The following is a 5,416-nucleotide window of genomic DNA, read 5'->3' as shown; positions in this document are numbered from 1 at the left end:
GCGTTGTTGTAGCGGTGCTGCACCGACCACTGTGCGCCCGCGGCGCGGTCGGCGCCTGCAGCTGTCCCACCGAGCAGCCCGAGTCCCGAGCCCACGGCGGCTCCCATGGCCGGATGCCCAGAGGCGGCGCCCACCGCGGCCCCGGCAGCCGCTCCGACAACCGTGCCGACGACAGCTCCGCTGACCGCGGTGTCGTTCGACGCCTGTGCCGCCGTCACCCCGGTCTGTTGCCACGCCCACTGACGGCACACCGCATCGTCGGCTCTGAATTCCTCGAAGTCCTTCCCGTAGCCGGGAAGCACCATCACGCTCGGACCAGTCGGCACAACGACGCATCCTGTCAGCAGCAGTCCGACTGCGATTGGGAAAAAACACGATTTGCGCATTGTCGCTCTCCCCGGCCCCTCTACTGTGGCGGCGGAACCTTGATCCAGGCCTCGCGGCATTTCTGCACCTTCGGGTAGTACGCCTTGGCGCTGGCGCAGTAGTACCAATATGCTTGCGGCGGCGCTGCCGCTGGCGCCGGCTCCTGCTGGATGTACTCCGACGGCCCCTCCTCAACACCGACGGGAGGGTAGCCGTAGTACGACTGTGGGTAGTCCCAGTACGACTGTGGGTAGCCCCAGTACGGATACGGATAGAGCCCGCCCCACCACCACGGCGATCCGAGGAAGACGCCGCCACGCCAGCCCCCGTACCAGCCACCATGTCCACCACCGCGCCAGCCACCCGAACCGCCACCGCGCCAGCCACCCGGACCGCCACCGCGCCAGCCACCCGGACCGCCGCCGTGCGAGCCACCCAGACCGCCGCCGCGCCCTCCACCCAGAGCGCCGCCGCGCCCTCCACCCAGAGCGCCGCCGTGCCCGCCGCTACGCCCACCACCATGCCCCCTCTGAGCCTGACTCGGCGCTGTAGGAACGAGCAGTAGCGCCGCAACCATGAGCAAAATCGCTGCTAACCTTCTCATGACTCCTCCGCGAGCGGCACAGACACGGGGCGAGCGTAGGCCGGAAGACCGGATAACGGACCCGGGACACCTCTCGCTGCCCCGAAGAAGGGCAGGCCGATACAAAACTCAAAATCCATATGGGCCGCCACCGTATGTTGCACCAACGCGAGCATCAACGCCAGCGGTCCCAGGGCGAGAATAGCCATGCCCATCTCCCTTGTCGCTCCTGGTTATTCAACGAAGATCAGCCTACAAAGTTGCGCTCGAAACTTTCTCCGTTCGAACCTCCGAAAGGTCCGACGGGCGGCTAGCCAAACCGTGGTGCAGTTTGGTAAAGATAAAGAATCGCTGCTCGAACGTCATGCATCGCCGGCGTAACGTTGGCACTGGTCCTGGTCCTTGCCGCCCAGCGCACGCATGGGCTCGAGGATTTGGAAGCGGAAGAGAGTATCTCCGACTTCCTGCCTTCGGTATACCCGACGACCGGGCGCGGGGAGGTGGCGCAATCCCGCAGCTGGGCGATTCTTCCGGAGTTGGGCTATGCACCCGACACGGGCGCCCTTGCCGGCGCCAAATTCGCGCACCGCGACCTCCTGCAGAGCGGCGCTACTCTGGATTTCGAAGCGACGTATGCGATGAATCAGCAGCGGTCGGTGTCGGTGTCCCTGGGCTCCCCGCATCTGCTCGAGGATCGGTTGCTGATTCTCTTGCGCGGCAAGTACTACTTCGATCCGCAGCGTGAGTTTTTCGGCCTCGGAAACAACGATTTGAGCCGGGATCCATATCTGCCGTCGACCCACGAATTCCAGGAACTGGCTGGCGGTCTGGTTGTTGGCTGGCGTCCGTTCGATCAGCTGGCCTTCAACCTCGCCGTCGGGCTGCGCCGGGTGGATATCGGTCGCAGCAAGCGGAAAGACGGTCTGCCGCTGACACAGGAGAAGTTCGCGGATATGACGGGGATCAATGGCGGCCTGACGAACCGGCTGGCTTTATCGCTGGTGTGGAACAACCGCGATGACGTCATGCGGCCCACGCGCGGCTGGCGTGTGATCCTCAAGGTCGCGCACACCAACAAGGCGGCCTTGAGCGACTTTGAATTCACCCGTTACGTCGTCGATGTCGGCTACCTGCGTTCCTTTTTCGACAAGCGCCTGATCGCCGGCATCCGCGCGAACGGTGCCTATATCGACGGCCCCGATAACGAGGTCCCGTTTTGGGAGTTGGAGGAGCTGGGCGGCCAGGACAGCATGCGTGGCTTCTTTCCGCATCGGTTCCTGGGCAAAGAGAGGGTGCTGCTGAACGGCGAGCTCCGCTGCCTCCTGACGCAGTTCGACTTCTTTGATCTGTGGCACGTGAAGCTGGACGGCGTGGTGTTCGGCGATGGTGGGCGCGTGTTCCTCAATCATACCGACGTCAGTGAAGAATTCAGAATCAACCGCAGCATCTTCGATCGCGTTCTGAGCGACTTCCAGTACAGCTACGGTGGCGGGTTGCGGATCGCGTTATCGAACGCCCTGGTGGCACGGATCGATGTCGGATTCAGTGATGAGGAGACGGGACTGGTGTACCTGTCGTTCGGTCAGACCTTTTGAATGATGGCCTGCCCACGCGCAGCCACGCGGTTTACGCCCGGCCGGCTGGCGCGAGCGTGGTCCCCGTGGCATAAGAGCATCATCTACTGACAACGAGGGAGCATAACCATGAAGCCGAGGCCCGTGCTGTCGGTTGATGAGATCAACCTGTCGGAGCAGGCGTTCTGGTTGCGACCGATCGAGGAGCGGGAGGGGGCCTTCGCCACCTTGCGCGCCGAGCGGCCGATCTCCTTTCACGAGGAGCCGTACATCGAGGGGCTGCCGTTTCCGCGCGGACCCGGTTACTGGGCGCTCACGCGGCACGCCGACATTCTCGAAGTGAGCCGCTCGCCGGACATTTTCCGCTCCGGGAACGGCACCAACATCACCGACCTGCCGGGCGACCTTAGCGAGTTCTTCGGCTCGATGATCAACATGGACGACCCACGCCACGCTCGGCTGCGCCGTATCGTGTCACGCGGCTTCTCACCGCGCATGGTGCAACGGCTGGAAGCGGACGTGCGGCAAACGGCCGCACACGTCATCGATACGGTGATCGACAAGGGCGAAGGCGACTTCGTCACCGAGATCGCCGCGGCGCTGCCGTTGCAGATCATCTGCAACATGATGGGTATCCCCGAGAGCCAGTACCGGTTCGTCTTCGACCGCACCAACGTCATCCTCGGCGCCGGCGATCCCGAGTACGTTGCCGAGCCCCTGCAGATCATCCCGGCCCTGCTGCAGGCCGGTGCCGAGCTGTCGGAGCTGGTGCAGGATCTCGGCCGTGTGCGTGCCCAGCATCCGACCGACGACCTGACCTCGGCGCTGCTGACCGCGGAGGTCGACGGCGAGCGCTTGACCGGCCAGGAGTTGGGTTCTTTTTTCGTGCTGCTGGTGGTCGCGGGCAACGAGACGACTCGGAACGCCATCAGCCACGGCATGAAGGCGCTGTGCGACTACCCCGAGCAACGGGCCATCTGGCAGGCCGATTTCGAGGCGGTCGCCCCGAGGGCGGTGGAGGAGATCGTCCGCTGGGCGACGCCGGTGATTCACTTTCGCCGCACGGCGACGCGCGACACGGTGCTGAGCGGGCAACCCATCCGCGCCGGACAGAAAGTGGTGTTGTGGTACTGCTCCGGCAACCGCGACGAGGCGGTGTTTGAGCAACCCTACTGCTTCGACGTGCGGCGTGATCCGAACGAGCACGTCGGCTTTGGCGGGCCGGGGCCGCACTTCTGCCTCGGCGCGCACCTGGCGCGGCGCGAGATCACGGTGATGTTCCGCGAGATCTTCGAGCGCCTGCCGGACCTGCATGTGACAGGCGAGCCGAACCGGCTGACCTCGTTCTTCATTCACGGCATCAAGCACATGCGCTGCGAATTCACGCCCGGCGGCGCGCGCGCCTGAGCCCCCACGCTGTCGTTCCAAGAGGTTGCTGAAAAAGGGTCTGAGCACCCTTCGACGTTGCTCAGGACATGCCTGTCGAAGCATTTGCTGGGGTTTTTCAGAGCAGCCGGCTAAGTCTCTCGTCGCTCAGCTCGGAACTCGGCGCACACACTCCGGCGCATCGTTTCGCGGCGAGTTCACGAAAGTGGAAACCTCGTAGGCTTCCAGTTCTTCGGACGGGAGCGGCACCAGCAGGGCTCGGAGATCGTCCTCTCCGGCGCTCGGATCAAGCCACCGGTCGCGCGCGGCTGCGGGCAGGATCACCGGCATGCGGTTGTGAATCGGTACCATGAGCTCGTTCGGCGCGCAGGTCAGGATCGCGCCGGTCGCCAACTGCGTCCCCGCTGCCGCGGGGTGTGAGGACCAGATAGCGGCGAAGCCGAACGGCCGGCCGGAACGCAGGTGAATGAAGTGCGGCGTCTTCCGCCGCTCGTCCTTGCGCCACTCATAGAAGCCGTCGGCGACGATCAGGCAGCGCCGTCGCCCAAAGGCATCACGGAACATCGGCGAGGTGGCGACCGTCTCGGCACGCGCGTTGATCGGCGCGAGCTTCGGTTCCTTCGCGAACGAGGGAGTGAAGCCCCACCGCATGAGCTCGAGGCGCTTCTCCACGCCGTCACGGAGAATCGCCTCGACGGTTTGACTCGGCGCGATGTTGTATCGTGGGCGAAAATCGACGTCTGCGAACCGCACTACACCGAACTCCTCGGCGAGGACCTCGCGCCCGCTCGTGCGAGAGAAACGGCCGCACATGGTCTTGCCTTACTACGCCGCCGCCGAGCGGGTCGCAAACAAACAGCCTCGTGGCTGTCCCTATCTGTGAGCACGCATTATTGACGTGAGAGCGGATTTGGTATGGCGTCTGTCTGAAACGGATCAGTGGTTCGTGGCGAAAGGGGACACCATGAGAACGATCACAATCATCCTGCGCACTTTTCTCGGTCTCATCTTCTTTGTCTTCGGAATGAACGGCCTGCTTCACTTCCTTCCTACGCCTGCGCAGCCACCAGCCGCGGGTGCCTTCTTCGGCGCACTTGCGGCGACGGGCTACATGCTGCCGCTCATCATGAGTACCGAGATCATTGGTGGTGCGCTGCTCCTTACTGGCTTCTTTGTGCCCCTGGCTCTGGTGATGCTCGCACCGGTGATCGTAAACATCGTCGCCTTTCATCTGTTCCTTGCACCGGGCGGTCTGCCACTCGCCATTGTGGTCGCCGCGCTCGAACTCACGCTGGCGTGGCTCCACCGCGAAGCCTTCAGATCGCTGGGCTAGGTCCCGGGACAATTCCTGACCGACGCGGGCTTGTAAGACGACACCGCCGGCACGACTGAACCGTCACTGCGCCAGCGCAGCACGCGTGTCGTGGCTGGCAGCGGCGGCGCGACTTGCCGGCATGCCTGGCGCTTGTCGAGGCGCGACCTGCTGCGCTCGAGACCGCATTTCCCT

Annotated in this window: 7 protein-coding genes; 3 read left to right on the top strand and 4 right to left on the bottom strand. The window is 64.2% G+C overall.

All coding sequences use genetic code 11. The annotated features are described in order from the left end of the window. The 3 genes from VF515_16030 to VF515_16020 form a co-directional block, all read right to left on the bottom strand. A partial coding sequence (locus tag VF515_16030; GenBank protein ID HEX7409140.1) for a glycine zipper family protein occupies positions 1-386 on the bottom strand: 386 nt, incomplete at its 3' end. A 20-nt stretch (positions 387-406) separates the two neighbouring features. After that, a complete protein-coding gene (locus tag VF515_16025; protein ID HEX7409139.1) occupies positions 407-970 on the bottom strand; it encodes a hypothetical protein in 564 nt (187 codons plus the stop codon). Then, complete coding sequence (locus tag VF515_16020) at positions 967-1,158, bottom strand: hypothetical protein (GenBank protein HEX7409138.1); 192 nt, start codon at positions 1,156-1,158, stop codon at positions 967-969. Before VF515_16020 ends, VF515_16025 begins: the two co-directional genes overlap by 4 nt. Positions 1,159-1,332: 174 nt before the next feature. Between VF515_16020 and VF515_16015 the strand changes: the two genes are divergently transcribed. Then, complete coding sequence (locus tag VF515_16015; GenBank protein HEX7409137.1) at positions 1,333-2,544, top strand: BamA/TamA family outer membrane protein; 1,212 nt, start codon at positions 1,333-1,335, stop codon at positions 2,542-2,544. Positions 2,545-2,652: 108 nt separating this feature from the next. Beyond that, positions 2,653-3,930, top strand: coding sequence for a cytochrome P450 (locus VF515_16010; GenBank protein HEX7409136.1), 1,278 nt, complete (start codon positions 2,653-2,655; stop codon positions 3,928-3,930). A gap of 126 nt (positions 3,931-4,056) precedes the next feature. Here the strand turns inward: VF515_16010 and VF515_16005 are convergent, their stop codons facing one another. After that, positions 4,057-4,722, bottom strand: coding sequence for an SOS response-associated peptidase (locus tag VF515_16005; GenBank protein ID HEX7409135.1), 666 nt, complete (start codon positions 4,720-4,722; stop codon positions 4,057-4,059). A gap of 151 nt (positions 4,723-4,873) precedes the next feature. Between VF515_16005 and VF515_16000 the strand changes: the two genes are divergently transcribed. Then, positions 4,874-5,242, top strand: a complete 369-nt coding sequence (locus tag VF515_16000) for a DoxX family membrane protein (protein ID HEX7409134.1) — start codon at positions 4,874-4,876, stop codon at positions 5,240-5,242. The last annotated feature ends 174 nt before the right edge of the window (positions 5,243-5,416 follow it).

This window comes from Candidatus Binatia bacterium (assembly GCA_036382395.1).
Taxonomy (GTDB): domain Bacteria; phylum Desulfobacterota; class Binatia; order HRBIN30; family HRBIN30; genus JAGDMS01.
This window is presented reverse-complemented; position numbering and strand designations above follow the sequence as displayed.

What these genes read in the sequence shown, in the direction of transcription:
- VF515_16025 (HEX7409139.1), bottom strand. Translation starts at nt 970, where the DNA reads ATGAGAAGGTTAGCAGCGATTTTGCTCATGGTTGCGGCGCTACTGCTC.
- VF515_16020 (HEX7409138.1), bottom strand. Translation starts at nt 1,158, where the DNA reads ATGGCTATTCTCGCCCTGGGACCGCTGGCGTTGATGCTCGCGTTGGTG.
- VF515_16010 (HEX7409136.1), top strand. Translation starts at nt 2,653, where the DNA reads ATGAAGCCGAGGCCCGTGCTGTCGGTTGATGAGATCAACCTGTCGGAG.
- VF515_16005 (HEX7409135.1), bottom strand. Translation starts at nt 4,722, where the DNA reads ATGTGCGGCCGTTTCTCTCGCACGAGCGGGCGCGAGGTCCTCGCCGAG.
- VF515_16000 (HEX7409134.1), top strand. Translation starts at nt 4,874, where the DNA reads ATGAGAACGATCACAATCATCCTGCGCACTTTTCTCGGTCTCATCTTC.